Origin of the sequence: Enterobacter sp. TMH.L2 (assembly GCF_050847315.1) — a bacterium.
In the GTDB taxonomy this organism is placed as follows: domain Bacteria; phylum Pseudomonadota; class Gammaproteobacteria; order Enterobacterales; family Enterobacteriaceae; genus Cedecea.
In genome coordinates this window covers 379,359-405,323 of the sequence record NZ_CP193791.1, presented here as the reverse complement: position 1 = coordinate 405,323, position 25,965 = coordinate 379,359, and the positions used below count along the sequence as shown (strand labels likewise).

The window sequence follows — 25,965 nt, the reverse complement described above, 5'->3', positions numbered from 1 at the left end:
AAAATGACTATCAACCTAAAAAACCGTAATTTCCTGAAACTCCTCGACTTTAAACCGGCAGAAATTCAGTACCTCATCGATCTTGCTCGTGAACTGAAGGCCGCCAAACAGGCCGGAACTGAGAAAAAAACGCTATGCGGTAAAAACATCGCGCTGATTTTCGAGAAAACCTCCACCCGTACCCGCTGCGCCTTTGAGGTTGGCGCGTTTGACCAGGGCGCGCTGGTGACCTATCTGGGGCCAAGCGGCTCGCAAATCGGCCATAAAGAATCCATGAAAGATACCGCTCGCGTGCTGGGGCGGATGTACGACGGGATTGAATACCGCGGCTATGGCCAGGACATTGTCGAAGAGCTGGGGGAATACGCTGGCGTGCCGGTGTGGAACGGGCTAACCAATGAATTTCACCCGACCCAGATCCTCGCCGACCTGATGACCATGCTGGAGCACGCTCCGGGTAAAAAACTGCAGGATCTCTCCTTCGCTTATCTCGGCGATGCCCGTAACAACATGGGCAATTCCCTGATGGTGGGCGCAGCCAAAATGGGCATGGATATTCGTCTTGTCGCGCCGAAAGCCTTCTGGCCTGAAGCAGCGCTGGTCGAGCAATGCCGCGCCATCGCCAAAGAAACCGGCGGCCGCATCATGCTGACGGACAGCGTGGAAGAAGGCGTTGCGGGCGTGGATTTCCTCTACACGGACGTTTGGGTTTCGATGGGCGAGCCTAAAGAAGCCTGGGCTGAACGCGTAAGCATCATGACGCCCTACCAGATTAACCAGAGCGTTCTTAATGCGACCGGCAACCCGAACGTCAAGTTCATGCATTGCCTGCCTGCCTTCCATAACGAACACACCAAAGTCGGCAAAGAGATCGAAGAAACCTACGGCCTGAAGGGGCTGGAAGTGACCGAGGAAGTCTTTGAGTCAGCACACTCCATTGTCTTCGACGAAGCCGAAAACCGCATGCACACCATTAAAGCCGTGATGGTCGCCACGCTCGGCGCGTAACGCTGTCGGGCAGTGGGAACCCCTCGCTGCCCGTATTGCCCTTGTGCTGCTTCGCGCAGCGGGAGAAAAGGAAATGGCCGATGTTACCCATGAAGGTGCCGCAGACACCTCCACAAGCAGTGAAAGAAAACTCGGACTCAGCGCGCTGGTGGCGCTGGTTATAGGCTCCATGATTGGCGGGGGCGTTTTCAGCCTGCCGCAAAACTTTGCTTCGGTAGCGTCCCCCGGCGCATTGCTGATCGGCTGGGCCATTACCGGCGTCGGCATGCTTTGCCTGGCGTTTATTTATCAGAATCTCAGCGCTCGCTGCCCGGATCTTGACGGCGGCGTTTACAGCTATGCCCGGGCCGGGTTTGGCGACTTTATTGGCTTCCAGTCCGCCTGGGGCTACTGGTTCTCCGCCTGGCTCGGGAACGTCTCTTACGCGGTGCTGCTGTTCAGCGCCATGAGCTTTTTCATTCCGGTGTTTGGCGACGGGAATAACCTGCCGTCGATTATCGGCGCCTCCATCGTGCTTTGGTTAGTTCATGCCCTGGTACTTCGCGGGGTGCGAGAAGCCGCCTACATCAACACCATCCTCACCGTGGTCAAGGTCATCATTCTGCTGGTCTTTATTGTCGCGGTGCTGATTGCCTTTCGGATTGGCGTGTTCACGGCGGATTTCTGGGGCCGCATGATGCTGGTCGAAGGATCTCGCCCGGAAATTTTCGACCAGGTTAAAAACACCATGCTGGTAACTACCTGGGTGTTTATCGGCATTGAAGGGGCAACCGTTGTTTCTGCCCGGGCCGCAAAACGTGAGGATATCGGTAAGGCAACGGTCATTGGTCTGCTGGGCGCGCTGGCGATTTACGTGCTGGTCAGCGTGCTGTCGATGGGGATCCTCGATCAGGCGAGCCTGGCCGGGCTGAAGAATCCGTCGATGGCCGGCGTGCTGGAAAGCGTGGTCGGGGCATGGGGAGCGAAGTTCGTTGCCGGAGGCGTGATTCTGTCCGTAGCCGGCGCGCTGCTGGCCTGGACGCTGTTTGCCGCAGAATTACCGCGTGTCGCGGCAATTGACGGCATTTTCCCTAAAATTTTCGCCAAAGAGAACGCCCGTCATTCACCTTCGTTTTCACTGTGGATCACCAATGGCTTAATTCAGCTCTTCCTGATCCTTACCCTGTTCTACGCCGCCGGCTACCAGGCGCTATTCTCCATTGCCACGGCGGCCATTTTGCCTCCGTACCTGTTCAGCGCAGCCTACGGGCTGAAGCTGGCCTGGACCGGGGAGCGCTATGGACAGGGGGAATCACGAACCGGCGGCATCGTGCTTGGCCTGATTGCCACGGCTTACGGCTTCTGGCTTTGCTACGCCGCAGGCGATTCGATGTTGCTGAGCTCGCTGTTATTCACGCCGGGCATTCTGGTGTTCCTGTGGCAGAAAAAAACCCAGGGTCAGCCGCTGCTGAAAAGCTATGAACTGGCGATCGCCGTGGCCATTCTGGCTCTGGCAGCATGGACATTAAAACTGGTCATAAGTGGAAATTTACAGATAGCCTGACGCCATTAACGCCACGATTGTGGCGTTAAACGCTTCATCTCCATCCATTGGCAACATTTTAAAAAGATAAAATTAATAAAAATCATTTCTATCAATAAATTACGTTCATCCACCGTGCAATGAAAACGCACCGGCCATCACAGGAGTGTATAGAGATCATGAGGACATCCCGCCTCTCGTTCGAGAAAGAGCAGCGCCAGCTTGAACTGTGCCAACAGCTCATCAGCCACAAGAGTTATCACTCCCAGGAGCAACTGCGCCATGACCTGAAACAGCACGGCTTCGAAGCCATCAGTCAGTCCACCGTCTCCCGCCTGCTCAAGCTGCTGGGCGTTATCAAATTGCGCAATGCCAAAGGGCAAAAAATCTATGCTCTTAGCCCGCAGACTTTGCCCCAGCCCAACGCGGCGCGTTCGGTGGCCGAAATGGTGTTAAGCGTTGAGCACAACAGTGAATTTGTCATGGTGCATACGGTGTCAGGTTACGGCAAAGCGATAGCAAAAATTCTCGATCATCACGCCATCGCAGAGATTTTGGGCGTGGTCGCCGGCAGCAGCGTGGTCTGGATTGCGCCGCGTGAAGTGCAAAAAACGCCGCTGGTGCATCGCCGCATCATGCGTATGCTGGGCCAGGCCTGAATGCACCGCAACCGATTGCAGCGCCCATGAAAAAGTGTGATTTTAGCGCTTGCAGAGAACACCCACGCGCGTATAATGCGCCACAATTTGCCGGGAGGAAGCATGGTTTACTGTGTTCAAAAAAATGTCGCAGCTCGACGTCTGAAAGCAGACGCGGCAGGGCGTTTTTCTTCCCGTTGCACCGTCGAATGTCTAAATTCCCAAATTGCTAAGGCCCCTCGTTGAGGGGCCTTTTTTTTGCCCGTCGGCCCGAGAACAGGAGAGAAGCATGACTAACCCGCTCTATAAAAAACACATCATTTCCATCAATGATCTCAGTCGTGAAGAACTTGAACTGGTGCTGGCAACCGCGGCAAAGCTAAAAGCTAATCCACAGCCGGAGTTGCTGAAGCACAAAGTTATCGCCAGTTGCTTCTTTGAAGCGTCGACCCGAACCCGCCTCTCGTTTGAAACCTCCATTCACCGTCTGGGCGCGTCCGTGGTGGGTTTCTCCGACAGCAGCAACACTTCGCTGGGCAAGAAAGGTGAGACGCTGGCGGATACCATCTCCGTCATCAGTACCTACGTGGACGCCATTGTGATGCGCCACCCGCAGGAAGGCGCGGCCCGCCTGGCCACCGAGTTTTCCGGTGAGATCCCGGTGCTGAACGCCGGTGATGGCGCGAACCAGCACCCGACCCAAACCCTGCTGGATTTATTCACCATTCAGGAAACTCAGGGCCGCCTGGAGAACCTGAATATCGCCATGGTCGGCGACCTGAAATATGGCCGCACCGTGCATTCGCTGGCCCAGGCGCTGGCGAAGTTCAACGGCAACCGCTTCTATTTCATCGCGCCAAATGCCCTGGCGATGCCGCAGTACATTCTCGACATGCTGGATGAAAAAGGCATTGCCTGGAGCCGCCACGAGTCTATCGACGAAGTGGTGGGCGAGCTGGACATTCTGTATATGACCCGCGTGCAGAAAGAGCGTCTGGATCCGTCTGAGTACGCCAACGTTAAGGCGCAGTTTATCCTGCGCGCCGCCGACCTGGCCGGCGCACGCGGAAACATGAAGGTGCTGCACCCGCTGCCGCGCGTGGATGAGATCACCACCGACGTAGACAGCACGCCGCATGCCTGGTACTTCCAGCAGGCCGGGAACGGTATTTTTGCTCGCCAGGCGCTGCTGGCGCTGGTATTGAATCGCGAACTGGTTTAAGTGAGAGGACAAGAAGATGACGCACGATAATAAATTACAGGTTGAAGCCATCAAGCGCGGCACCGTTATCGACCACATTCCGGCTCAGGTTGGCTTTAAGCTGCTGACCCTGTTCCAACTGACCGAAACCGACCAGCGCATTACCATCGGCCTGAATTTGCCGTCCCGCGAGCTGGGTCGCAAAGATCTGATCAAAATTGAAAATACTTTCCTGACCGACGAGCAGGTGAATCAGCTGGCGCTGTACGCCCCGCACGCCACGGTGAACCGCATCGACGAATACGAAGTGGTGGGCAAAAGCACCCCAAGCCTGCCGGATCGCATCGAGAAAGTGCTGCTGTGCCCGAACACCAACTGCATCAGCCACAACGAGCCGGTGGCTTCTTCGTTCGCCGTGAAGCAGCGCGCCGACGATATCAGCCTGAAGTGCAAGTATTGCGAGAAAGAGTTCGCTCGCCACGTGGTTCTGGTAGATTAACGACCACTAATGACAAGCAATTTCCCGTCCCTATAATGGGCGGAGTTTATATCCAATACTAAGGAGAAAGTATGTCACGTACGCTTAGCACGGAAAATGCACCGGCCGCTATCGGTCCTTATGTTCAGGGTGTCGATCTCGGGAGCATGATCATCACTTCCGGGCAGATCCCGGTTAACCCAAAAACCGGCGAAGTGCCGGAAGATGTAGCCGCTCAGGCTCGTCAGTCCCTGGAAAACGTGAAGGCTATCGTTGAATCCGCGGGCCTGAAAGTGGGCGACATCGTGAAAACCACCGTGTTTGTGAAAGATCTGAATGATTTCGCGACCGTGAACGCCACCTACGAAGCTTTCTTCAACGAACATAATGCGACCTTCCCGGCTCGCTCTTGCGTTGAAGTGGCTCGTCTGCCGAAAGACGTTAAAATCGAAATCGAAGCTATCGCCGTTCGCCGCTAGTTCGCCGTCGCGCTTTGCTTCTGGCCCCGCTTTCACGGGGCCATTTCTTTCTTACTTCACGGCAGCCCGCAGCAGTTTCTCCAGCGGATACACCGCCGCAATCACCACTTCATCACGAGTCTGCGCCGCAGCATCCAGCTGAGCCTGAATGGCCTTCAGCTCGTCATCGCTGAGCGAACCTTGCTTCGCCACCAAATCCGTCAGCCTTAAGCCCAGCCCGGCGAGCTTGTCCACGTCTTCAGCAACCGGCTTGAGCGGTTTTAGCACGTAGTTGCCGTCGATCAGCGCCAATACATCCGGGGTGTTGTTCTGCCAGCGAGTGAAGATATGGCGCAACGCTTCCGCACTGTTCCCGTCTTCCCTGTCGGCAATCAGTTTGTCCACCCAACCGTTAATCGCCCTGACCTGCCCACTTTCGGCCCCAAGCGCATCGGCAAAGCGGTTCAGCGGCTCAAAGTGGTTGTAATTCCCGGCCTGGAATTTCAGATGCTGGCGCGTGTAGTACTGCGCCGGCTCAATGGCCTGGGCGAGGATTTGCAGAGGCATGATCTCCGGTGTACCGGCGAGGCGAGTGAGCTGCGTAACGGACTCGGTGTGCTGACGCAGGCCAACGGAGACCGTGGACCAGGCATCAATGGCCTGCATACGCTGGTACATATTGTCCACGTCTGTGACGTCTTTAGCCGACCACAGCCGCTCGGCTACGGCAAAAGTCCGCGGCCAGAGCTTGATATCCAGCAGCGGGGAGATCACGTTTTCCGCCCACAGCGCCGCTTCGCCGCCGAGGATATTGCTCATCTGCGCTTCGGTTGGGACCACAGGCTGTTTGCCATCCGGGATGCCCTCGAGCTTCTGCCCGGTCGCCGGATAGCGCACGTTGCCCACCAGGAAGTAGCCATTAAGCTTGTCGTTTTCCAGCGTGACTACCGGGCGCGTTTCCCCCATCCAGGTGTCTACCGTAAAGGTTACCTGAGTTGGGTTCAGCCATTTTACGTCATGAACTGCACGGCGGGATTTGCCCTTGAAGTCGATAAATCCGCGCCAGCCGCCGTCACTTTTCACCAGCGTAAAACTGCCCTCTACCGCACTGCCTTTCAGGCGAGGCATGTTGAAGAACCAGCTCTGTGCGCTGTCGGCCTCGCGGATGTGATCCACCCCGTTTAGCCCAACCGGCAGGATTTCATTGCGGTAATGGTAGGCGGTGGACTGCGGCTGATCGAGGTAAAAGCCCGTGGACAGAATGCCTTTGTAGCCTTTGGCCGCAATCGCCCCCAGCGAATCCTGCCCCTGCCAGGACTGGATCAAAATGTTCTTCGGCAGATCCGGGTGATAAATCTCATCCCAGCCCATCATCTGGCGCTTATGTTTCTCGAGGATCTTCTCCAGCCGCTGGTTGAAGTACGTTTGCAGCGCATGAGAGTCCGCCAGGTTGTGCTGCTTCATAAATTGCTGGATGGCGGCGTTTTCTTTCCACTGGGTGTCATCCACCTCATCGCCGCCGATATGCAAGTAACTGTCCGGGAAAATGGCTGTAACTTCGCCAATCAGCGTATCAACAAATTTGTAGGCCGCTTCGTTTGCCGGGTTTAGCAACGGCTTCAGGACGCCCCAGTTGCGCTCCATTTGGTAAGGCCCCGGCGCGCTCATCAGCTCAGGGTAAGCGACAGCCAGCGCTGAACCGTGGCCCGGCAGGTCGATTTCCGGCACCACGCGAATGCCCAGCGAGGTGGCATAGCGTACCACCTGTTTCATTTGCGCCTGTGTATAGAACTGCCCGTCGCTCGCCAGCTGCTGCAGCTTTGGATAATGAGTCGACGCAAAGCGCCAACCCTGATCGTCCGTCAGGTGCCAGTGGAAGACGTTCAGCTTGGCGGCGGCCATCCCGTCCAGCTGACGGAGAATGTCGTTCACCGGCATAAAGTGGCGAGCCGAATCAAGCAGCAGCCCTCGCCACGGGAAGCGCGGGACATCTTTGATTTCTACATAAGGAATCGACGTGTTTTGCGGGCCATTTTGAATCAGCTGCAGCAAGGTCTCCATGCCGCGCATTGCCCCAAATCGCGTGTTAGCGGTGAGCTTCACGCCGTCCGCCGTCACGCTTAAGGCATAACTTTCGTCGCTGTCAGCTTTAGGCAGTGGATCAACGGCTTGTTTGATTTGAATAGCAATCGTGGGTTTGGCCGGCTGTGCAGCCGCAGGCTGAAGCTGCCAGCCGGTTTGCAGGCTGATACGCTGCCGCCAGCGGTCAATGGCGCCGTCGAGCTTGTCGCCGATAATGGCAATAGACACGGCGTTAGTCAGCGCCAGGCTGCCCTGCGTGGCCGGGAGTTCGACCTGCTGCGGCCAGGGCATTAACGGGAGATCCCCTGCCGGGGCGGCCTGCGCCTGGCAGGCAACGGCGATACCTGCGGCCAGCAGGCTGAAACGAAGCGATTTGAACATGGATAATCCTTTCACGTGACGGGCCAGAAAACAGCAAAAACAATCTGTTATCACGTGAAGGATTTTTCAGCAAGGCGGTGGCGAGACGTGGATCACATCTCGTCAATATTTGGATTACTGCCAGCCGTAACGGCGGCTATAGAAACCTTTTACCGCCTGAGTCAGCATCATGTAGCCTGCCAGGATGATCACCAGCAGCGGGAAGTAGCTCAGCGGCAGCGCCTGCAGGTGGAGGTACTCCGCCAGCGGGGAGAACGGCAGCGCAATCCCGAGCGCCATCACCAGCAGCGTCATCACCATCAGCGGCCAGGCCGGACGGCTTTGCAGGAACGGAATGCGACGGGTACGGATCATGTGCACAATCAGCGTCTGCGACAGCAGGCCTTCCACGAACCAGCCGGACTGGAACAGCGTTTGCGCTTCCGGGGAATTGGCTTTGAAAATCCACCACATCACGCCGAAGGTCACGATATCGAAGATGGAGCTGAGCGGCCCGAAGAACACCATAAAGCGGCCCAGGTCAGCCGGATTCCAGCGCTGCGGCTGCTTGATTTGCTCATCATCGACGTTATCAAACGGGATCGCGACCTGCGAGACATCGTACATCAGGTTCTGAATCAGTAAGTGGATCGGCAGCATCGGCAGGAACGGCAGGAAGGCACTGGCCACCAGCACGCTGAAGACGTTGCCGAAGTTGGAGCTGGCGGTCATTTTGATGTACTTGAGCATGTTGGCGAAGGTACGACGGCCTTCAATCACGCCCTCTTCCAGCACCATCAGGCTTTTTTCCAGCAGGATGATGTCGGCAGCTTCACGGGCGATATCCACCGCGCCATCAACGGAAATACCGATATCCGCCGCACGTAACGCTGGAGCATCGTTGATGCCGTCGCCCATAAAGCCAACCACATGGCCTTCACCGCGCAGCAGGCGAACAATACGCTCTTTGTGCATCGGCGTCAGGCGGGCAAACAGCGTGGTTTGCAGCGCCACACGAGCCAGCTCGTCATCGCTCATTTCTTCGATGTCGCTGCCGATAATCAGGTCGCCGACTTCCAGGCCGACTTCACGGCATACTTTCGCCGCGACCAGTTCGCTGTCACCGGTCAGGATTTTCACCGCGATGCCGCTGGCTTTCAGCGCTTTTAACGCCGGAGCGGTGGTTTCTTTCGGCGGATCGAGGAAGGCAATGTAGCCTTCGAGGATCAGATCGGACTCATCCACGCGGCTGTAGTCTGCGCTGCGGGCTGGCAGGAATTTGGTGGCAACGGCAACGACGCGCAGCCCCTGGCTGTTTAGCGAGTCGGTTACGCTGCGAATACGCGTCAGCATCCCTTCACTGAGCGGTACGATTTCGTCGCCGTGGCGCACGTGGGTACAGACGTTGAGGATCTCCTGCAGCGCGCCTTTGCAGATTAGCTGATGCACGTCGGCCTGCTCGGAGACCACAACCGACATGCGGCGACGGTCAAAGTCGAAAGGAATTTCATCTATTTTGTGCCAGCGGGCAACCGCCGTGCGGGCGTGATCGGCATCGACGCCTTCCAGTACCGCCACGTCGAGCAGGTTTTTCAGGCCGGTCTGGTAGTGGCTATTCAGCCAGGCGGTATGCAGCACGCGATCGCTTTGTTCGCCGAAGATATCGGTGTGGGTTTCCAGCACGATGCGGTCCTGCGTCAGGGTGCCGGTTTTATCGGTACACAGGATGTCCATCGCGCCAAAGTTCTGGATAGCATCCAGGTGTTTCACAATGACTTTTTGCTTCGACAGCTTGACCGCCCCGCGCGCCAGCGTAGAGGTCACAATCATGGGCAGCATTTCCGGCGTCAGGCCGACGGCAACGGAGAGCGAGAACAGCGCCGCTTCCCACCAGTCGCCCTTGGTGAAGCCGTTAATCAGCAGCACCACCGGCACCATCACCATCATGAAGCGGATCAGCAGCCAGCTTACGCGGCTGATACCCCGCTGGAAGGCGTTAGGTTCGCTTTCCTGCTGGGTGACACGTCCGGCAAGCTGGCCGAACCAGGTGTTGCCGCCGGTGGCGATAATCATCGCCAGCGCGGTACCGCTGACCACGTTGGTGCCCATAAAGCAGAGGTTGTCGCACTCCAGCGGGTTGTGCTGGTCATGTTGGCGGCTGACGGCAACTTTCTCGACTGGCAGAGATTCCCCGGTCAGCGACGCCTGGCCAACAAACAGGTCACGCGCCTGAATCACGCGCAGATCCGCCGGGATCATGTCACCTGCGGCAAGCTTAACGATATCCCCCGGCACCAGCTGGTCCAGCGGAACTTCGACGTAGGCATATTCACCCTGTTCGTTGATCACACGCAGCACGGTCGCAGTGTTGCTAACCATCGCCTTCAGCGCATCCGCCGCGCGGGTGGAGCGGGTTTCCTGGATGAAGTTCAGCAGCGTGGAAATCACCACCATCAGCGCGATGACGCTGGCGCCAAACAGATCATCTTCCGTTGCGTAGGAGAAAATCCCCAGCGCCGTCAGCAGCAGGTTGAACGGGTTGCGGTAACAAACCCAGAGATGCACAAACCACGGCGCGGGCTGCTGCGCCGGGATCTGGTTCAGACCGTGGGTTTCGCGCGCCTTTTCGACTTCGCGAGCGTCCAGCCCTTCCGGGTGGCTGCCAAACTCAACGTAGAGCTGCTCTTCGCTGGCGGCGGCATATTTCAGGCAGGCCTGGGTCAGCGTCGCCGGAATATCGGCGGCCTTCGCCACCACTTTCCCGTCAGGCATAGGATCGCGCTGCACCAGGCGGCGCGGCAGATGGCGGCTCAGCTGGGACATCAGCTGGCGCGTGAGGTTTTTGAATTGCATAAACGTCCTTAGCACCGTCTTGAGCGGTACCTAAGTTTCCTGCAGGCGCAACAAAGCTGCATCAGGCAGGAGAGCATCAACAAGCAGGGACGTAAAAGAGAGCGGTCGTCACTGCCTTACAAAACCGGTAAGGCAGCGGGCGTTAACCTGTGGCTTACCGGAAAATTCCTGTTACTTCAGGGTGAGGACTGGGATCGGGTTCCATGTCATCTCCGGTAGCGTTGAAAGAAAAATAGCATTACGCCTTCTGGCATAATGAGAATGCCAGGTATACTACGCCCGTAAAACTAAACCGTCTGTAAACCAGATTTTGCCCATATCGGGAACGGGATAGCGCGTTAAAACTTTACTCCTGATAAGTATATTCTAAATAATCCGGATTACAGGTTGGTGGCAAACGAGTGACAATCACCGCATTCGTGTCCCAAAGGGAACAGGGCTAGCCGCCATTGTCTAACCAACCAATTTGCACCGTGACCGCCAGGGAAAAGAACAACCATGCAAAGTCGCCTTACCATCAAAGATATTGCCCGCCTGAGCGGCGTGGGGAAATCTACCGTTTCTCGCGTATTGAACAATGAAAGCGGCGTCAGCGCCCGCACGCGGGAACGGGTTGAAGCGGTAATGCAGCAGCATGAGTTTTCCCCCTCCCGCTCGGCGCGCGCGATGCGGGGCCAAAGCGATAAAGTCGTCGCCATTATCGTGACCCGCCTGGACTCACTGTCGGAAAATCTGGCGGTGCAAACCATGCTGCCTTGCCTTTACGAGCAGGGCTACGATCCGATCATGATGGAAAGCCAGTTCTCACCAGAGATGGTTGAGGAGCATCTTGGCATGCTGCGCCGCCGCAACATCGACGGCGTGATTCTGTTTGGCTTCACCGGCATCAACGAGAAAGTGCTGCAGCCATGGCGTTCCACGCTGGTGCTGATGGCGCGAGACGCCAGCGGCTTCGCTTCGGTGTGTTATGACGATGAAGGCTCTATTCACATCCTGATGTCCACGCTTTATCAGCAGGGTCACCGGGACATCAGCTTCCTTGGCGTACCGCACGGCGACGTCACCACCGGTTACCGCCGCCACCAGGCGTATCTCGCTTTTTGCCGTGACCACGATATCGTTCCAAATGCCGCCCTGCCCGGCCTTGCCATGAAGCAGGGCTACGAGCATGTGGTTGAAGTTCTGACCCCGAAAACCACCGCCCTGCTGTGCGCCACTGACACCCTGGCGCTGGGCGCAAGCAAATATCTCCAGCAGCAAAACCGCAGCGATATTCAACTGGCGAGCGTGGGGAACACGCCGCTGATGAAATTCTTGCATCCTGAAATCATTACCGTTGACCCAGGCTACGCCGAAGCCGGTCGTGCCGCGGCTTTACAGCTGATCGGGCAGATTTCTCAGGGCCAACAGCTGCGGCAAATCGTCATCCCTAGTCACCTGCAATAAAACCGCCCCTGATCGGGATTTTGTGATCTTCGCCCGGTTTCGGGAACGTTCCCATTTTCGCAAAATAGAAACCTGGCTACCCTTACAACAGGTCATTACCTCCTACCCAGGGTGTTACTTATGAGCAAAGTAAAACAACAAGACATCGACAAACTGATCGAACTGGTTGGCGGGCGCGAGAATATCGCCACCGTCAGCCACTGCATTACCCGACTGCGTTTTGTGCTGAACCATCCCGAAAATGCCCATCCTAAAGAGATCGAAAATCTGCCCATGGTGAAAGGCTGCTTTACCAATGCCGGCCAGTTCCAGGTGGTTATCGGTACCGATGTGGATGATTACTACAAAGCGCTGATCGCCACGACCGGGCTGGACTCCGCCGACAAAGAGCAGGCCAAGACGGCGGCGCGTCAAAATATGAAATGGCACGAGCAGCTGATCTCCCACTTCGCAGAGATCTTCTTCCCGCTGCTGCCTGCGCTTATCAGCGGAGGCCTGATCCTCGGTTTCCGTAACGTCATTGGCGACCTGCCGATGAGCAACGGGGAAACCCTTGCCCAGATGTACCCGGCGCTGAAAACCGTCTATGACTTCCTGTGGTTGATTGGTGAAGCGATCTTCTTCTATCTGCCGGTGGGCATTTGCTGGTCTGCGGTGAAGAAAATGGGCGGCACGCCGATCCTCGGCATCGTGCTGGGCGTTACGCTGGTCTCCCCGCAGCTGATGAACGCCTACGAACTGGGCACCAAGATCCCGGAAGTGTGGAACTTCGGCTGGTTCACTATTGAGAAAGTCGGTTACCAGGCGCAGGTTATCCCGGCGCTGCTGGCCGGTCTGGCGCTCGGCTTCATCGAAACTCGTATGAAGCGCATCGTGCCGGATTATCTTTATCTGGTTATCGTGCCGGTTTGCTCGCTGATCCTGGCAGTTTTCCTGGCGCACACCGTCATCGGGCCGTTTGGCCGTATGATCGGCGACGGCGTGGCGTTCGCGGTTCGCCACCTGATGACCGGCAGCTTCGCCCCTATCGGCGCCGCGCTGTTTGGTTTCCTGTATGCACCATTGGTGATTACCGGCGTTCACCAGACCACGCTGGCCATCGACATGCAGATGATCCAGAGCCTGGGCGGGACACCGGTTTGGCCGCTGATTGCGCTGTCTAACATCGCGCAGGCTTCTGCGGTTGTCGGCATCATTATCTGTAGCCGCAAGCAGAATGAACGTGAAATCTCCGTCCCGGCGGCCATTTCTGCCTACCTCGGCGTCACCGAACCGGCTATGTACGGGATCAACCTGAAGTACCACTTCCCGATGCTGTGCGCGATGGTCGGTTCCGGCCTGGCTGGCCTGCTGTGCGGCCTGAACGGCGTGATGGCGAACGGGATTGGCGTCGGCGGTCTGCCGGGCATCCTGTCCATTCAGCCTAAGTTCTGGGGCGTCTACGCCATTGCAATTGTTATCGCGGTGATTGTGCCGATTATCCTGACCTCCATCGTCTACAAGCGTAAATTCCGCCAGGGCACGCTGCTGGTGGTGTAGTGAGATAGACCGGGGGCAGAAATGCCCCCTTTTCGTCAGAGCAAAGTGACTTTTTCTCGCTTTGTGGGTTATCAGCTGAAAATCAGCCCGTTGATTTTCCTTGTTTATTTTTGATGGCACTTACGGTTCTTTCTACTGCCAGAAGTTTGTCATCAGTTTATGGGGCAATTCCGCCCCTTCAGCTAGCAGGAACTCGCTATGAATATCACTCCTCCGTGGTGGCAGAACGGCGTCATCTACCAGATTTACCCGAAGAGTTTCCAGGACACGACCGGCAGCGGGACCGGCGATCTGAAGGGCGTGATTCGGCGTCTGGATTACCTCAAAACGCTGGGTGTTGATGCCATTTGGCTGACGCCGTTTTATGTGTCGCCTCAGATAGATAACGGCTACGACGTCGCTGACTACTGCGCGATAGATCCGACCTACGGCACGCTGGAAGATTTTGATTTGCTGGTGGCCGAAGCCCACCAGCGCGGTATTCGTCTGGTGCTCGATATGGTGTTTAACCACACCTCCACGGAGCACGACTGGTTCAAGCAGGCGCAGGATAAACACAGCCCGTACCGCGAGTTCTATATCTGGCGCGACGGCACGCCGGATATTCTGCCGAATAACTGGCGTTCGAAGTTTGGCGGCAACGCCTGGCAGTGGCAGGCGGAAACCGGGCAATACTATCTGCATCTTTTCGCGCCTGAGCAGGCAGACCTTAACTGGGAAAACCCGACGGTTCGCGCCGAGCTGAAGCAGGTTTGCGAGTTCTGGGCCAACCGCGGCGTAGACGGCCTGCGCCTCGACGTAATTAACCTGGTTTCAAAAGACCAGACGTTCCCGAATGACGTGAACGGCGGGGATGGACGTCGTTTTTACACCGATGGCCCACGGGTTCACGAGTACCTGCGGGAATTCAGCCGCGATGCCTTTAAGCCGCTCGGCCTGATGACCGTCGGCGAGATGTCCTCCACCTCGCTGGATAACTGCCAGAAATATGGCGCTCTCGACGGCAGCGAGCTGTCGATGACCTTTAACTTCCATCACCTCAAGGTGGATTATCCTGGCGGTGAGAAATGGACGCTGGCAAAACCTGACTACGTGGAGCTGAAGTCAATCTTCAACCACTGGCAGCAGGGTATGCACAACGTGGCATGGAACGCGCTGTTCTGGTGTAACCACGACCAGCCGCGCATCGTGTCCCGTTTTGGTCACGAAGGCGAGCTGCGAACCACCTCCGCGAAGATGCTGGCGATGGTGCTGCACGGCATGCAAGGCACGCCGTACATCTATCAGGGGGAAGAGATTGGGATGACCAATCCGCATTTCTCCAGCATCGATCAGTACCGCGACGTGGAAAGCCTGAATATGTTTGCCGAGCTGCGAACCCTTGGACGCGACAGCAACACGCTGATGGCTATTCTTGCCAGTAAGTCACGCGACAACAGCCGCACGCCGATGCAGTGGGATGCGGGCAGTAATGCCGGCTTTAGCGAAGGCACGCCGTGGATTGGCCTGTGCGATAACTACCAGACGGTCAACGCCGCAGCGGCGCTGGAGGACAAAGAGTCGGTCTTCTATACCTACCAGCAGTTGATCAAGCTGCGTAAGGCAGAGCCGGTGCTGACCTGGGGGAATTATCAGGATCTGCTGCCGGAGCACCCGCTGGTGTGGAGTTACAGCCGCCAACATGAAGGCCAGACGCTGGTAGTTGCCGCAAACCTTAGCGCAGAGGCGCAATGGCTGCAGCTGGAAGGGCACGAAGGTGAATGGGAAGTACTGATGAGTAACTACGCTGATGCCGCCCCTAAACCTGCGGAGATGAGCCTGAGGCCGTTTGAGGCGGTGTACTGGATTAAGCGTTAGTCCAGGACGCTGGCTTAATCCCCAATGCCGCTTCCGACCCTTACCCTAACCCTCTCCCTTAAAGGGAGAGGGGATAGATTGAGTACTGTTTTGCCCGTTGTTTATCCCCCTTCCCCCCTGCGGGGTGAGAATAAAAATCACCCTTTCAACGCCTGAACCCGGCTCAGCCAGCCGTTGACGCCTTCGTCGATCAGCGCTTCCGTAATTGTATTCGCCCCCTGAATAAGCGCAGGTGCCTGCCAGATCATACCGGTCTTATTCGCCATCGCGTGGAACGGCAGCAGCAGCTCTTCCACCGTGTAGCGGTTAGCACCTTCTGCACGATAAGCCTCCGCCTGGCCGCCCGTCGACGTCATGACCATCAGCTTTTTGCCGTGCAGCGCGGTGCCGTTAGTCCCATAGGCAAAGCCAAAGGTTAGCACCTGATCCTGCCAGTCTTTGAGGATCGCCGGGGAGCTGTACCACCAGAACGGGAACATCAGCACAATCGCGTCATGTTCCACCAGCAGCGCCTGTTCACGCTCAACGTCAATCTGATGATCCGGGTACTCACGCTTAAGTTCGTGCACGGTGACGCCTGCGATGCTTTTCAGGGCCGTAACGCCAGCGCGGTTAATACGGGATTCTTCAGGGGCACGATGTGCCGCCAGCACTAATATTTTATTCATCTTTCAGACCTCATTTTTGGGATGAGGCTATCTTTTCAGATGACAGGGCTTACCTGTAGTCCATAACATGGCACATCTGTTTCAACCAAAGGTTACAAGTATGATGCTTTCCGCTGACGTTCATCGGCTCATTCCCGCTTTTCTGGCGGCGGCAGACTGCCAGAGTTTTTCCGAGGCAGCCCGTCAGTTGGGCATTACGCCCGCGGCGGTGAGCAAAAGCATACGTCAGCTTGAACTGCGGCTGGGCATCGTGCTCTTTGTGCGCAATACGCACTTTGTGGTACTGACCGAAGAAGGGACTGCGCTGCGTGAAGAGGTCGCTCCGCTGTGGCAGGCGCTGAACCAGGCGCTGGTTAATCCGGGGGCGGAACCTTCGGGGCTGCTGCGCGTCAGCGTGATCCCTGGCTTTGGCCGCCACTGCCTGATGCCGATCCTGGCCGAATTCCAGCGGCGCTATCCGCTGATTCGCTTTGAGATGTCGATGGAAGCCCGCAGCGTCAACCTCATTGGCGAGCGCATTGACGTGGCCATCGGCCACCGCACGGTAAGAGATAACCGCGTGGTGGCGCGCGAGCTGTATACCTCGAAAATGATTACGGCGGCGTCACCGGCATATTTAGCTCAACACGGAACGCCACAAACGCCGGAAGATCTCGCGAAGCATCGCTGCCTCATCCACCGCAACTCCGGCACCGGGCGCCTTCAGCAATGGATGAATAACGAAACACTGTTTGATGAGCCTTCAGCCTGGTTTATCTCCACCTCGCCGGATTCTCTGATGGATGCCGCGCTGTCCGGCATGGGGATCGTTTATCTCGCCGACTGGTATCTCACCCGTCCCATCACCGAAGGCAAGTTAGTGCCGATTTTGCAGGGTTCAGCCCCCGAGCCGCAGCAGCTCTGGGTGAAGTATGCCGGAGGAAAAATCCCGCCAAAGACTCGGGTGTTTGTAGAATATTTATACGAAAAATTAATCGGATAATTTCCCTCCCATAGACAACGCCCGCCGTTTCTACCGCCCCCGATTTACTTTGTTCTGAATCAATAAAATCGCAAACATGTTTGATGCAAATCACTATATATAGAACTTAGAATGCATCCCGGCCCTACATGTTGTATTCATCGACTATTATAACGACAACGCCCTCAGGATAAGCTTGGGGATTATCTGTGGATAAAAAGGGCCAACTTTCGGGAAATTTTGACAGGACAACTGGCTACGAGCTCCCGGAGATCCCCCTACATTTGTGGATAACCTAAAAATAAACGGAGAAATCATGACACCGCATGTGATGAAAAGAGACGGGTGCAAGGTACCTTTCACTTCAGAGCGCATCAGAGAAGCCATTCTGCGTGCAGCTAAAGCAGCGGGAGTCGATGACGCGGACTATTGCGCCACCGTCGCAGATATCGTCAGTCAGCAGATGGCCGGTCGCAGCCAGGTCGACATCGGCGAGATCCAGGTCGCCGTAGAAAACCAGCTCATGGCCGGAAACTACAAGCAGCTGGCGCGCGCCTATATTGAGTATCGCCATGACCGCGATATTGAGCGCGAGAAGCGTGGCCGCCTGAACCAGGAAATTCGTGGCCTGGTTGAGCAGACTAATTCCGCCCTGCTCAACGAGAACGCTAACAAAGACAGTAAAGTGATTCCTACCCAGCGCGACCTGCTGGCCGGGATCGTCGCCAAGCACTATGCCAAGCAGCACCTGCTGCCGCGCGACGTGGTGCTCGCGCACGAGCGCGGCGATATTCACTATCACGATCTCGACTACTCTCCGTTTTTCCCGATGTTCAACTGCATGCTTATCGATCTCAAAGGTATGCTGACCCACGGCTTTAAAATGGGTAACGCCGAGATCGAACCGCCAAAATCCATTTCTACCGCAACGGCGGTTACCGCGCAGATCATCGCCCAGGTTGCCAGCCATATTTACGGCGGAACCACCATCAACCGCATTGACGAAGTGCTGGCCCCGTTTGTGACCGAAAGCTTTAACAAGCACCGTAAAATTGCTGAAGAGTGGCAGATCCCCGACGCGGAGGGATATGCTCACTCCCGCACCGAGAAGGAGTGCTACGACGCCTTCCAGTCCCTTGAATACGAAGTGAATACCCTGCATACCGCCAACGGGCAGACGCCGTTTGTCACCTTTGGTTTTGGCCTCGGTACCCGTTGGGAATCACGCCTGATCCAGACTTCTATTCTGCGCAACCGCATCGCCGGCCTGGGTAAAAATCGCAAGACCGCGGTGTTCCCAAAACTGGTCTTTGCGATCCAGGACGGTCTGAACCATAAGTTCGGCGACGCCAACTACGACATTAAGCAACTGGCACTGGAATGCGCGTCCAAACGCATGTACCCGGACATCCTTAACTACGATCAGGTGGTGAAAGTCACCGGCTCGTTTAAAACGCCAATGGGCTGCCGCAGCTTCCTCGGCGTATACGAAGAAAACGGCGAGCAGATCCACGACGGGCGTAACAACCTCGGCGTGATCAGCCTGAACCTGCCGCGCATTGCGCTGGAAGCCAAAGGGGATGAAGCCACCTTCTGGAAATTGCTGGACGAACGCTTACTGCTGGCGCGTAAAGCGCTGATGACCCGCATTGCCCGCCTGGAAGGCGTCAAAGCCCGAGTGGCCCCGATCCTCTATATGGAAGGCGCCTGCGGCGTGCGCCTGAAGGCCGACGACGACGTGTCTGAGATCTTTAAAAATGGCCGGGCGTCCATTTCCCTGGGCTACATCGGCATCCACGAAACGGTGAACGCCCTGTTCGGTAATCAGCACGTGTATGACAGCGAAGCCCTGCGTAAGAAAGCTGTTGCTATCGTGGCTCGTCTGCGCGAAGCCACCGACAGCTGGAAGGCAGAAACCGGCTACGGCTTTAGCCTCTACAGCACGCCAAGTGAGAACCTGTGCGACCGCTTCTGTCGTCTGGATACCGCTGAGTTCGGCGTCGTTCCTGGCGTTACCGACAAAGGCTACTACACCAACAGCTTCCACCTCGACGTGGAGAAAAAGGTGAATCCTTACGACAAAATCGACTTCGAAGCACCTTACCCACCTCTGGCTAACGGCGGCTTCATTTGCTACGGCGAGTACCCGAACATCCAGCACAACCTGCGGGCGCTGGAAGATGTGTGGGATTACAGCTACAAGCACGTGCCTTACTACGGCACCAATACGCCAATCGATGAATGCTACGAGTGCGGCTACACCGGCGAGTTCGAATGTACCAGCAAGGGCTTTACCTGCCCGAAATGCGGTAACCACGATGCGGCGCGCGTGTCGGTTACCCGCCGCGTATGCGGTTATCTCGGCAGCCCGGACGCACGTCCGTTTAACGCCGGCAAGCAGGAAGAAGTTAAGCGCCGCGTGAAGCACCTGGGCAACGGGCAGATCGGTTAAGCCATAAAGCGAACTCCCCTCACCCTAACCCTCTCCCCTAAGGGGAGAGGGAACTGTCTGTGTAAATACTTACGCCGCGCGCTGGTTTTCTCCCTCTCCTGTGACAGAGGGCCGGGGTGAGTGAGGCAGCTATGGCGTCAATTGAGATGCGAAAATGAATTATCACCAGTACTACCCCGTCGACATCGTCAATGGCCCCGGCACTCGCTGCACGCTGTTTGTCTCAGGCTGCGTGCATGAATGCCCCGGCTGCTACAACAAAAGCACCTGGCGCGTAAATTCGGGCATGCCGTTTACCGCAGAAATGGCCGATCGCATTATTACCGACCTGAACGACACCCGCGTTAAGCGCCAGGGAATCTCGCTTTCGGGCGGCGATCCGCTGCATCCGCAGAACGTGCCCGAGATTCTAAAGCTGGTGCAGCGCGTGCGTACTGAATGCCCGGGCAAGGACATCTGGGTGTGGACGGGATATAAGATTGATGAACTGAACGCCGCACAGCAGGAAGTGGTAGCGTTAATCAACGTGCTGGTGGACGGTAAGTTTGTTCAGGATTTAAAAGACCCGGCGCTTATCTGGCGAGGCAGCAGTAACCAGGTCGTTCATCATCTGCGTTAAATCAGGCTTCCCGATAGCCGGCGGGAAGCTTCACTGCAGCACATCATGACGATGCACGTTTCCCCATTCACACATCATATCCAAAACCGGGATCAGCGACTTACCACGCTCTGAAAGGCTGTACTCTACCTTGGGTGGAATTTGCGGATATTCGTTCCGGATAATCAACCCGTCATTCTCCAGCTCTTTCAGCGTCAGGCTCAGGGTTCTGAACGAAATAGTCTCAATGCTGCGCTTGAGCTCGTTGAAGCGAATCACCGGCTTATGCTCAGCCAGCGCATAGAGAATGATCATTTTATATTTCCCATTCACCAGCGACAGCGTGTAGGCAAAGCCCGTGTCGCCCATAAATGCGCAAGAATCCGGCACAGCCTTTTCGCTCATAACACTATCCTTTGGTATAGTACATATCAACAATGACAGTATTGTACTTTAATTTAAAGCCTCCTATGATGCAAACATCAAATAAATGCCAACGGACAAACACCTCAAGAGGAATAAACCATGAAGACGTTAATTATTGTTATTCATCCGAATATTAATGAGTCTAAAATTAATAAGCGTTGGGTAAGCGAATTAGAAACTCATCCAGAGTTATATACAATCCACAATCTTTATCAGGCTTATCCAGATGGTGTTATTGATGTGGAAAGGGAGCAGAAACTGATTGAACAGCACGATAAAATTATTCTGCAATTCCCGCTGTACTGGTTTAACAGCCCACCGTTGTTAAAGCAGTGGCTGGATGAGGTCTTTACCTATGGCTGGGCCTACGGCTCTACCAGCGGGCATAAGCTCAGAGGCCGTAAGTTCGCGCTGGCGGTAAGCGCCGGTATCAAAGAGGAGGATTTTTCTCGTGATGGGCGCTATCAGCATTCGTTACAGGAAATACTTCTGCCGTTTGAAATGACCGCGAAATATGTCGAAGCGGATTATCAGCCCTTCTACGCATTTTATGGGGCTGAATATGAAGTTTCCGCCCAGCAGCTGGAAAATAGCGCCAAAGGATATATTGATTACCTGCAGTCCTTTTAATATTTAGCCTTTAACACCTGACAGTTATCTTCTCAATAGTTTATTGAGCGGCATGCCTTTGCTATTAAAAAGCCATGTAATAATGTGGCTTTTATTTACAAAACCAACGTAAATAATGCCACATAAGCTCTCTGGAACAATTACTCCACGGCATAGTACTGAGCGCGTTCTCGTAGTTCGGCAGAATTAACAATAGTTACTCCTTCCCGAACGGGGTTGAACGCTTCAAAAAGCAGGGCTTTTGCCACGTCCAGCGATTCAATGGCTTTGAGATTGCCGGGCAGCATTTTAAAAATCGGCAGCATGACGACTTCGTTTAAGCGACGGGTTTGGCGATGTCCCAGCAGCATTGAGGGACGGGCAATAGTCAGACGCGGCCAGGTTTGCGCTATCAGCGTATCTTCCATTTCACCCTTCACGCGGTTGTAGAAGAACGGCGAGCGGCTGTTCGCGCCCAGCGCGCTGACCACCAGCATCTGTTTTGCCCCAAGCCGCTGGCCCGTGAGAGCGGCGTCCACGACAAGTGTGTAATCGACCAGGATAAACGCCTCTTTGCTGCCGGCCTCGCGAAGTGTTGTACCCAGGCAGCAAAAGACCGTATCAACCGGTTCCGTGACCTGCGCGAACGCGTCTGACAGCTGTGGATCGTGTGGATTAACAACCTTGTTCAGCGCTACCGGCAGCGGACGGCGGGTGGGTGCCACAATCGAGGTAACGCGCGAGTCCTGACTAAGCAGGCGGAGTAAATGGCCGCCCACAAGCCCCGTGGCGCCGACGATCAGAACACGACTCATACTGCCTCCTGAGAATGAATTTACTCGTCACGTAGCCAGTGTAGCTTTTTCCCGAAGCCGAGCGTGTTGTCCGTCATTTTTATCTCATCGAGCCGAATTTCCCACATCGGGGCCGACATGACTTTGGCTATCGGGAAACGCTTCAGGTAGCGAATACGAAAGTCAGCCGCTTCTTCTGCCGCCAGCAGACGAATTTCCCCCCGGAACTGTACGCCCCGGATAAGCGCCACGGTTTTGGGCTGGCCGTTTATCGTCCCGGCGACCGGGGCCTGCTCCCCAATCAGCTCACCGTGGCGGGATGAAGTCTCGCTCAACAGATAAAAGGCCACGCGTTCAGGGTCGAAAACGTAAAACGCGTTCGCGCACCAAAGCGAGTGCCCACTGCCCACGCAGTAGCTGAGAACATGTTGTTTTGTCAGCCAGCGGCTGATGGCATTGAGTGATTCCATCGTCATCCTGAACAGTGTTACTCTGCGACAAATGTTAATTATGCGCCCGCCCTATGACTCCCTGGTATCTCTATTTAATTCGCTGCCCCGATAACCGCCTTTATACCGGCATCACCACCGACGTAGCTCGCCGCTTTGCCCAGCATCAGTCAGGGAAAGGAGCCAAGGCGCTGCGCGGCAAGGGGGAGCTGGATCTGGTATTTAGTCAGGTGGTGGGCAACCGGTCGCTGGCGCTGCGGGCCGAATACCGAATTAAACAGTTGAGCAAGGCCGAGAAAGAGCGGCTGGTGGTGGGCAAGGTAGCCCTTGAAGACCTGCTGACAAGCCTTCAAGGGGAAACTCGCTAAACGGTGTTGAAGTGGTCAGAATATTCTACCAGGCCACTGACGCCGTTCAGGGCATCATCCGCCAGCGGATGAACCTGGAATGCCGCTTCGGTGCCAGGCCAGCGGCAGCGCAGATCGTAACGGGCCGCAGGCTGGAAGCCAAGATGACCATACATCTCCGGCGAACCCAGCGTGACCACGGCGGCATAGCCAAACTCATTCAGAGAATCCAGCCCTTCGTATACCAGCTGTTTGGCAATGCCCTGCCCGCGAACCGACTCATCTACCGCCAGCGGTGCAAGCCCCACCCACTGCAGCTCTTCGCCTTCTACAGCGACCGGGCTGAAGGCCACGTAGCCAATCACCTGCCCTTCATCGTCGGTGGCGACGAGACCCAGCGTTAACAGCCCGTCTTCCCGCAGTGCTTTCACCAGCTCAGCTTCACCCTCACCTTCAAAGGAACGGCGCAGCAGCGCGTCGATGCCGGGTGCATCAATGGGAATTTCTACACGAATTAACATGGCTCACCTATCGAATTACCTTCAGGGGCGGCGTTGTGTTTCAAACCCGCCTCAACAAAATCAGCCAGCTGTAATAGCAGGATGCGCAGCGGTTTAGGCATGGCATCCAGCTCAATGGCATCCATTAGATTCTTCACATATAACCCGAGTTCCGTGTCGCCTTCAATGACCAGACGACGCTGGAAAAACAGGGTATCAGGATCCTGCTTGCGAGCGGCGATCAGCAACAGATCGTTGGCCTCAGCGCTAAAGCTCACATCTGCAGGTGCATCGTCGCACACCAGCAGCTTATTGTCCTCAACGGAAGTAAACCACTTCAGGCCCAGATCGCGTACTTCAATACTTAGCCAGCGGCCTGCCAGAAAGTCCAGCTCGCCATCCTGCAGCGCCTGACGAAACTGCCAGCCCAGCACCTGCTCCAGGACCTGACGCTTAACGGCAAAAGGGGTTAGCTTGACCGGAACCCGCAGCAAAGAAGGACCAGCCTGAACCAGGCGAGAACGCAGTTTTTCGAACACGGGTTTAACTCCTTTAAAAGATTTGTCGCTATTTTGCCATAACGACAATTCCCGATGGCGCGCCAAATCAACAATTCCGCAGGTTGCTGCGGGGCCGAATTGGCGGCGGCTACACTAAGCAATACGCCTTTCTCTGCCCCAAATCAAAAATTGTCGCCGACAGGTTAACTAAAATTCCGGTTCGTTAACAATTATGCTGCCCGTCCCTGTGCAGCGCGGGCACGTATTCATGCCCCCTATGATTCAGGATAAAATATGGAGTTGCTTTGCCCGGCCGGAAACCTTCCGGCGTTGAAAGCGGCCATCGATAACGGTGCAGATGCGGTGTACATCGGCCTGAAAGATGATACCAATGCGCGTCATTTTGCCGGTCTTAATTTCACCGAGAAAAAGCTGCAGGAAGCCGTCAGCTACGTGCATCTTCGCGGCCGTAAGCTGCATATTGCCATCAATACTTTTGCCCACCCGGACGGCTACTCCCGCTGGCAGCGGGCGGTTGATATGGCCGCCCAACTGGGTGCCGATGCGCTGATCCTGGCAGATTTAGCCATGCTGGAATATGCCGCTGAGCGCTATCCACACATCGAGCGCCATGTATCGGTGCAGGCTTCGGCCACCAATGAAGAAGCGATCCGGTTTTATCATCGCCACTTCGATGTTGCCCGCGTGGTGCTCCCGCGCGTGCTTTCTATTCATCAGGTCAAACAGCTCGCTCGCGTCACGCCGGTGCCGCTGGAAGTCTTCGCTTTTGGCAGCCTGTGCATTATGGCGGAAGGGCGTTGCTATCTTTCGTCTTACCTTACCGGCGAGTCGCCCAATACCGTGGGTGCCTGCTCTCCCGCTCGCTTTGTGCGCTGGCAGCAGACGTCCCAGGGGCTGGAGTCCCGTCTCAACGACGTGCTGATTGACCGCTATCAAGACGGCGAAAATGCGGGCTATCCCACCCTCTGCAAAGGGCGTTATCTGGTTGACGACAGGCCTTACCACGCGCTGGAAGAACCCACCAGCCTTAACACGCTCGAACTGCTGCCGGAGCTGCTCGCCGCCAATATTGCGTCGGTGAAAATCGAGGGCCGCCAGCGCAGTCCGGCTTATGTGACTCAGGTGGCAAAAGTCTGGCGCCAGGCTATCGATCGCTGTATGGCCGATCCCAAAGGCTACCAGGCCCAACCTACCTGGATGGAGACCCTGGGATCTATGGCCGAAGGCACGCAAACAACGCTTGGTGCCTATCACCGCAAATGGCAGTAGGGAAAAGCATGAAATATTCATTAGGGCCGGTGCTTTACTATTGGCCAAAAGAGACGCTGGAAAAGTTTTATCAAGCCGCGGCGAAAAGCCGGGCCGATGTGATTTACCTGGGCGAAGCGGTATGCAGCAAGCGCCGGGCAACCAAAGTTAGCGACTGGCTGGATATGGCGAAAATGCTCGCAGGCCAGGGCAAGCAGGTGGTGCTTTCCACGCTGGCGCTGGTGCAGGCTCCGTCAGAATTGGGGGAACTGAAGCGCTATGTAGAAAACGGCGACTTTCTGATTGAAGCCAATGATATCGGCAGCGTGAATATGGCCGCCGAACGCAAACTGCCGTTTGTCGCCGGGCATGCGCTCAACTGCTATAACGCCGTGACGCTGCGCCTGTTATTAAAACAGGGCATGACGCGCTGGTGTATGCCGGTCGAGCTTTCCCGCGACTGGTTAGCCAATATGCTCAACCAGTGCGATGAGCTCGGCATTCGTGACAAATTCGAAGTGGAAGTGCTGAGCTATGGCCATCTGCCGCTGGCTTATTCCGCCCGCTGCTTTACCGCCCGCTCCGAAGACCGCGCCAAGGACGAATGCGAAACTTGCTGCATTAAGTACCCCAATGGCCGGGATATGCGCTCTCAGGAGCAGCAGCAGGTCTTTGTGCTGAACGGCATTCAGACCATGAGCGGCTATGTCTATAACCTCGGCAATGAGCTGACGTCGATGAAAGGGCTGGTGGATATTGTTCGGCTGTCCCCCATGGGCTTAGGGACGCTGGATATTTTGAACGCCTTCCGCGCTAATGAGAACGGTAGCGCACCGCTGCCGCTGGCCAACCGCAGCGACTGTAACGGCTACTGGCGACGCGTCGCCGGGCTGGAGCTTCGGGCCTGATAATAGCTCACTTTGTTAACAAATTTGGTCATCGTTTAATGC

Annotated in this window: 24 protein-coding genes; 16 read left to right on the top strand and 8 right to left on the bottom strand. The window is 56.0% G+C overall.

Features of this window, described 5'->3' with window-relative positions:
- The first annotated feature begins 3 nt into the window (after positions 1–3).
- The 6 genes from argF (at position 4) to ridA (ending at position 5,326) form a co-directional block, all read left to right on the top strand.
- Entirely contained in the window at positions 4–1,008 is a 1,005-nt protein-coding gene (gene argF / locus ACREYP_RS02025) for an ornithine carbamoyltransferase (RefSeq protein ID WP_008454714.1), read from the top strand.
- Between the two features lie 73 nt (positions 1,009–1,081).
- Complete coding sequence (gene arcD, locus ACREYP_RS02020; protein ID WP_008454716.1) at positions 1,082–2,551, top strand: arginine-ornithine antiporter; 1,470 nt, start codon at positions 1,082–1,084, stop codon at positions 2,549–2,551.
- A 158-nt stretch (positions 2,552–2,709) separates the two neighbouring features.
- Positions 2,710–3,189 (top strand): arginine repressor, encoded by a 480-nt coding sequence (locus tag ACREYP_RS02015; RefSeq protein ID WP_008454718.1) that lies wholly within the window; start codon positions 2,710–2,712, stop codon positions 3,187–3,189.
- Positions 3,190–3,457: 268 nt separating this feature from the next.
- Positions 3,458–4,390 carry an aspartate carbamoyltransferase gene (gene pyrB / locus ACREYP_RS02010; protein WP_008454719.1) on the top strand — a complete coding sequence of 311 codons (933 nt, stop codon included), beginning with the start codon at positions 3,458–3,460 and terminating at the stop codon, positions 4,388–4,390.
- A 16-nt stretch (positions 4,391–4,406) separates the two neighbouring features.
- Complete coding sequence (gene pyrI / locus ACREYP_RS02005) at positions 4,407–4,868, top strand: aspartate carbamoyltransferase regulatory subunit (RefSeq protein WP_008454720.1); 462 nt, start codon at positions 4,407–4,409, stop codon at positions 4,866–4,868.
- Positions 4,869–4,939: 71 nt separating this feature from the next.
- Positions 4,940–5,326 (top strand): 2-iminobutanoate/2-iminopropanoate deaminase, encoded by a 387-nt coding sequence (gene ridA / locus ACREYP_RS02000; RefSeq protein ID WP_008454721.1) that lies wholly within the window; start codon positions 4,940–4,942, stop codon positions 5,324–5,326.
- Positions 5,327–5,377: 51 nt separating this feature from the next.
- Here ridA and ACREYP_RS01995 read toward each other — a convergent pair whose 3' ends face one another.
- Entirely contained in the window at positions 5,378–7,768 is a 2,391-nt protein-coding gene (locus ACREYP_RS01995; RefSeq protein WP_008454723.1) for a beta-N-acetylhexosaminidase, read from the bottom strand.
- A 114-nt stretch (positions 7,769–7,882) separates the two neighbouring features.
- Complete coding sequence (mgtA, locus tag ACREYP_RS01990) at positions 7,883–10,600, bottom strand: magnesium-translocating P-type ATPase (protein ID WP_336818822.1); 2,718 nt, start codon at positions 10,598–10,600, stop codon at positions 7,883–7,885.
- A gap of 498 nt (positions 10,601–11,098) precedes the next feature.
- Between mgtA and treR the strand changes: the two genes are divergently transcribed.
- From treR to treC, 3 genes are all read left to right on the top strand, one after another.
- A complete protein-coding gene (gene treR, locus ACREYP_RS01985) occupies positions 11,099–12,046 on the top strand; it encodes a trehalose operon repressor TreR (protein ID WP_008454725.1) in 948 nt (315 codons plus the stop codon).
- 120 nt (positions 12,047–12,166) lie between these two features.
- A complete protein-coding gene (treB, locus tag ACREYP_RS01980) occupies positions 12,167–13,585 on the top strand; it encodes a PTS trehalose transporter subunit IIBC (RefSeq protein WP_008454726.1) in 1,419 nt (472 codons plus the stop codon).
- 198 nt (positions 13,586–13,783) lie between these two features.
- On the top strand, positions 13,784–15,442 hold the full coding sequence (treC, locus tag ACREYP_RS01975) for an alpha,alpha-phosphotrehalase (protein ID WP_008454729.1): 1,659 nt from the start codon (positions 13,784–13,786) through the stop codon (positions 15,440–15,442).
- 137 nt (positions 15,443–15,579) lie between these two features.
- Here the strand turns inward: treC and ACREYP_RS01970 are convergent, their stop codons facing one another.
- A complete protein-coding gene (locus ACREYP_RS01970) occupies positions 15,580–16,110 on the bottom strand; it encodes an NAD(P)H-dependent oxidoreductase (protein WP_008454730.1) in 531 nt (176 codons plus the stop codon).
- A gap of 100 nt (positions 16,111–16,210) precedes the next feature.
- On the opposite strand from ACREYP_RS01970, the gene ACREYP_RS01965 reads away from it, so the two are divergent.
- The 3 genes from ACREYP_RS01965 (at position 16,211) to nrdG (ending at position 20,142) form a co-directional block, all read left to right on the top strand.
- The gene (locus ACREYP_RS01965; protein ID WP_008454738.1) at positions 16,211–17,092 is read left to right on the top strand and encodes a LysR family transcriptional regulator; all 882 of its coding nucleotides are present in this window, start codon (positions 16,211–16,213) and stop codon (positions 17,090–17,092) included.
- 295 nt (positions 17,093–17,387) lie between these two features.
- The gene (nrdD, locus tag ACREYP_RS01960; RefSeq protein WP_008454740.1) at positions 17,388–19,523 is read left to right on the top strand and encodes an anaerobic ribonucleoside-triphosphate reductase; all 2,136 of its coding nucleotides are present in this window, start codon (positions 17,388–17,390) and stop codon (positions 19,521–19,523) included.
- Positions 19,524–19,677: 154 nt separating this feature from the next.
- Complete coding sequence (gene nrdG, locus ACREYP_RS01955; RefSeq protein ID WP_008454741.1) at positions 19,678–20,142, top strand: anaerobic ribonucleoside-triphosphate reductase-activating protein; 465 nt, start codon at positions 19,678–19,680, stop codon at positions 20,140–20,142.
- Between the two features lie 30 nt (positions 20,143–20,172).
- Here the strand turns inward: nrdG and ACREYP_RS01950 are convergent, their stop codons facing one another.
- Positions 20,173–20,526, bottom strand: a complete 354-nt coding sequence (locus tag ACREYP_RS01950; protein ID WP_008454744.1) for a winged helix-turn-helix transcriptional regulator — start codon at positions 20,524–20,526, stop codon at positions 20,173–20,175.
- Between the two features lie 120 nt (positions 20,527–20,646).
- Between ACREYP_RS01950 and ACREYP_RS01945 the strand changes: the two genes are divergently transcribed.
- Complete coding sequence (locus ACREYP_RS01945) at positions 20,647–21,177, top strand: NAD(P)H-dependent oxidoreductase (protein ID WP_008454745.1); 531 nt, start codon at positions 20,647–20,649, stop codon at positions 21,175–21,177.
- Positions 21,178–21,317: 140 nt separating this feature from the next.
- Here ACREYP_RS01945 and ACREYP_RS01940 read toward each other — a convergent pair whose 3' ends face one another.
- On the bottom strand, positions 21,318–21,971 hold the full coding sequence (locus ACREYP_RS01940; protein WP_008454746.1) for an NAD(P)H-binding protein: 654 nt from the start codon (positions 21,969–21,971) through the stop codon (positions 21,318–21,320).
- 20 nt (positions 21,972–21,991) lie between these two features.
- Complete coding sequence (locus ACREYP_RS01935; protein ID WP_008454756.1) at positions 21,992–22,420, bottom strand: YhbP family protein; 429 nt, start codon at positions 22,418–22,420, stop codon at positions 21,992–21,994.
- A gap of 53 nt (positions 22,421–22,473) precedes the next feature.
- Between ACREYP_RS01935 and ACREYP_RS01930 the strand changes: the two genes are divergently transcribed.
- Entirely contained in the window at positions 22,474–22,767 is a 294-nt protein-coding gene (locus ACREYP_RS01930; RefSeq protein ID WP_008454758.1) for a GIY-YIG nuclease family protein, read from the top strand.
- Here ACREYP_RS01930 and ACREYP_RS01925 read toward each other — a convergent pair.
- Both ACREYP_RS01925 and ubiT read right to left on the bottom strand, forming a co-directional pair.
- Positions 22,764–23,267, bottom strand: a complete 504-nt coding sequence (locus tag ACREYP_RS01925; protein WP_008454760.1) for a GNAT family N-acetyltransferase — start codon at positions 23,265–23,267, stop codon at positions 22,764–22,766. The two genes, ACREYP_RS01930 and ACREYP_RS01925, sit on opposite strands and share 4 nt — an antisense overlap.
- On the bottom strand, positions 23,261–23,785 hold the full coding sequence (gene ubiT / locus ACREYP_RS01920; RefSeq protein WP_008454762.1) for a ubiquinone anaerobic biosynthesis accessory factor UbiT: 525 nt from the start codon (positions 23,783–23,785) through the stop codon (positions 23,261–23,263). The genes ACREYP_RS01925 and ubiT overlap by 7 nt, the downstream gene beginning before the upstream one ends.
- A 255-nt stretch (positions 23,786–24,040) precedes the next feature.
- Here ubiT and ubiU point away from each other — a divergent pair, with 255 nt between their 5' ends.
- The gene (ubiU, locus tag ACREYP_RS01915; RefSeq protein WP_008454763.1) at positions 24,041–25,036 is read left to right on the top strand and encodes a ubiquinone anaerobic biosynthesis protein UbiU; all 996 of its coding nucleotides are present in this window, start codon (positions 24,041–24,043) and stop codon (positions 25,034–25,036) included.
- Positions 25,037–25,044: 8 nt separating this feature from the next.
- Positions 25,045–25,923: a U32 family peptidase gene (locus tag ACREYP_RS01910; protein WP_442892466.1), complete on the top strand. Its 879-nt coding sequence runs from the start codon at positions 25,045–25,047 to the stop codon at positions 25,921–25,923.
- Positions 25,924–25,965: the final 42 nt, after the last annotated feature.